This is a genomic window from Bacteroidota bacterium (assembly GCA_034723125.1).
Lineage (GTDB): Bacteria > Bacteroidota > Bacteroidia > CAILMK01 > JAAYUY01 > JAYEOP01.
This window is the reverse complement of sequence record JAYEOP010000197.1, coordinates 1-3,574: the sequence shown is the minus strand read 5'-3', so window position 1 is coordinate 3,574 and position 3,574 is coordinate 1. Positions and strand designations below refer to the sequence as shown.

Sequence of the window (3,574 nt, the reverse complement as noted above, 5' to 3'; positions counted from 1 at the left end):
CAAATACGAGATTTGTCCTCCTTCAAAAGATTATCCTGAAAGTCCTTGTAAATGTCCTGAACTACTAGAAAAATACAAATAAAATATTATGAAAATGATTATAAAAATATCAACACTTTTTTTAGCAATAGTTATAAGTTTTCAATTTCAAACAAATGCTCAACAGGGGGCGATTTTTTCAAAAAAAGTAATAAAAAACTTTCATCAGGAGGCTTTTCAAGTAGCAATTGCAGTAAATGATCCTTTTGCTGGTTCATTTAGGGATTTTGAAGGCAACTTTTATGTTTATGGTGAATATTCTGGTCAAGGAAAAAACAATAAAATAGACGATATCTTTATTAATGAGTTAAATAGTGAGGCGATAATTCTGATAAAATTTGATCCGAATTATAATGCAATTTGGGGGAAAAAAATTGGCAATGCGAATAATATGTTTCAATTGAAAGTTCTACAAGCCTCGGACAGCTTGATATATATTTTTGCTTCCAGTTATGAAAATTTTTCAATGGGGAGTTTCCAAGTTTTAAAAACAACAATTGGATCCGAAAAATCAACTTTTATGGTCAGGCTTGATCCTAAAACTGGAGACCCTATCAATGGTTTTTCTTTATCAGCAAAATACATCAAATACAGTTGGATGCTCAGTGATGCTACTGTAGATAATGCAGGTAATGTTTATGTGGCAATGAGAACATTTGTTGGTACTCTTGCGAATAAGCCCGATAGTATTCGGTTTGGCAATTTATCGGCAATTTGGAAAGAAAAGAGTAAGAAGCAAAGTACAATGGCTGCGATAGTCAAATTTGATAAAAATATGACACCCATTTGGTTGCATACAATTGGTGCGATGGCTTATGAAGCTCCTATTAAGTTAAGCTATGTGAATGATGAATTGGTAGTTTGTGGATATGTCAAGATTAATGACAAACAGTGGAAGAGAATATATTTTGACGATGAGTTACTAATTGATGTTACATTCAATTCTCCATATGGACAAAATTTTAATGGATTTCTTATAAAAATTGATTCAAATGGAAACAAAAAATGGATGAGACCTTGGATAACAAAATATGAATTGGATGATTCCCCTGGTGTATCAATTATTGATATGAAAACTGATCCCAAAGGAAATATTTATTGTATGGTTCGAATGATTTCTGATTTTAAATCAAAATTAGATACCACCTGGATTACACCTACTGTGAGAACAATTCCCAAAATGATAAAGTTTAATCAAGATGGTTATGTACAATGGATTACAGAACCATTTATTGCAAGAACCTTTTCTGAGTATCCAAAAACATGGAGTAATAGCATGTATGTTGATGAATATGGTAATTCTTACTATTCATTTCTACTACCAAAAGATTTTCAGGAGTTTATTGTTGATTCAATTAAATTTAGCCAGCCATATAAATATGGAGATACTTATTGGGGTTTACTAAAATTGGATTCTGAAGGCAAAGCTGTTGATGCAATTTTCCCACCTGTTGCGGATAAAAGTAAAAAGGTAAGTTTCGACAACAGCTTTCAGTTATCATATGTCGATAATAATGGGAAAATTTATCATCCTTTAACTATCAGGGTATATCAGGATTCTATATATGCTTTTGGTTCAGACACCCTTGTAATGGATTATGATACTGCTACAAGTAGATTGCTTGCCACATGGTATTTTTGTTGGAATGAAATTACCCCCAAATCTCAACTCATAAAAGAATATAGCAATCCAAGCTGTGCAAACAGCAATAACGGATACATCCATTTAAAAGTAATCGGAGGAGCATCAGGGTATTACTTAAAATGGGATCATGGTTCATCTACATTAAAACTCGATGATCTTGGAAGTGGAACTTATATTGTGAGCCTGTACGATTCAACTTCACAGCAAACCACTATTGACACCTTTTTATTAACAGAACCATTGCCCCTTTCATGTAACATTATCATTAAAGACGACACCAACAACCTAACAGAAGGTTCTTTACAATTGAATATGCAGGGAGGAACCCCACCATACACCTACCAATGGAATGATCCTAAAAACAGTACAACTGCATCCATTGATAAACTGGCATCAGGTAGTTATACCGTAACTGTTACCGATTATAATAAATGTACATGGGATACTACAGTTACCATAAACAATATTACTATATCAATAGATGAATATTTGAAAGAGCTGTCTATATATCCCAATCCATCGCATGATGGTTCGGTGTTTATCAGAATGTCAAATCCAAAATCAAAAACGATAGAAGTATTTGTTTTGGATGCAAAAGGACAAGAATGTTATCATACAATCTTTAATGCGAACAATGGACTCCATGAAAAGCTTACTGTCAAATTGAAGAAAGGAAATTACCTGATTAGAATTGTCGATGGGAAGGAAAATTATTTAAGAAAAATATCAATTTTATAAATTACCAGATTATGGTACTTATACAAAGATTCAATAGAGTATTACTTATCACATTATTTTTTTTATCAGTTGGTATTGCAAGAGCACAAATAACCATAAGCCCTGTTACCACATTTCAAAATGAGGTAAAAACCCCGTACTAGCTGTAGTTTGTAACTACACCTATATATTGAAATCTATAATTGAATTTTTATATTAAATCAATTTCAATTAATGATTCCAATTAAAAAGAAAAAAATATGTACTTTTGTAGTCAATGGGTTGCCTAAAATTAGACATATTGGAGCAAAGCGGAAGTTCCTTTTCTATGGGATTAGACAGGAAAAGAGCTTTAGAACATAAACAAAGTGAGCATCATATTTATGGAAGTAGCCGACTCGGAATACATAAAAGTGATAGCATCTTTTGTGAATTTCCTTTAGAACATTATTACAATGCATTTTACGATAGTTGGGAGCCTGTACATTATGTTGCCGTGTGTAATTTTACCTCTACATCCACTTATGAAAAACTAAGCAGGCAAAGAGGAAAACTGGATTCAGGAAACTCTAAAAGTTCAGAAGTAAAAATCCCTTATTTATTATCTAAAGAGTAGGTAGTTTAATATAAAAATTTAATTTATTTATGAGGATAAATTTATTTTCTAATGAGTAGTATTTTTAGACATTTTATTTTTTTACCAATAGGAGCAATTTTTTTAAAATTATTTTATAAAGATAAGTCATTAAGGGAAATTATGAATGATTATTTTTCCGTTTGTTATTTAATAGGTGGTATTTTGTTTACTATAATAGTAGGATTACTAATAGTATTTTTTAGTAACTAAATGAGTTTTAGTTAAACTAAAAATTATAAATTTTTATTTAGATATTAATTGTGGAGTACAATTTATAAATTATTCAAATTTATACTGAATCTGTGGATTATATAAAAACAAATATTTATAAAAAAATTGACCTCGGTCGTTTGATAAATACCTGCCGCCTGCGGACTGTTTATCTGTTTATCCGTAACTTTTAGCCCCCCACTAAGCGTAGATTGCATCTACGCTTTTTTATTAATAAGCATTTTTAATGCTGATAAAATATAAAGAGCTTTTACAGAAATTAAAGGCTTTTTTACGTTCAAATAAAAAACTTATTAATAATCGTC

The 3,574-nt window shown here is 30.8% G+C and carries 2 protein-coding genes; both read left to right on the top strand.

Features of this window, described 5'->3' with window-relative positions:
* The first annotated feature begins 94 nt into the window (after nt 1-94).
* Nucleotides 95-2,422, top strand: coding sequence for a T9SS type A sorting domain-containing protein (locus U9R42_05820; protein ID MEA3495538.1), 2,328 nt, complete (start codon nt 95-97; stop codon nt 2,420-2,422).
* A gap of 256 nt (nt 2,423-2,678) precedes the next feature.
* A complete protein-coding gene (locus tag U9R42_05815; protein MEA3495537.1) occupies nt 2,679-3,017 on the top strand; it encodes a hypothetical protein in 339 nt (112 codons plus the stop codon).
* The last annotated feature ends 557 nt before the right edge of the window (nt 3,018-3,574 follow it).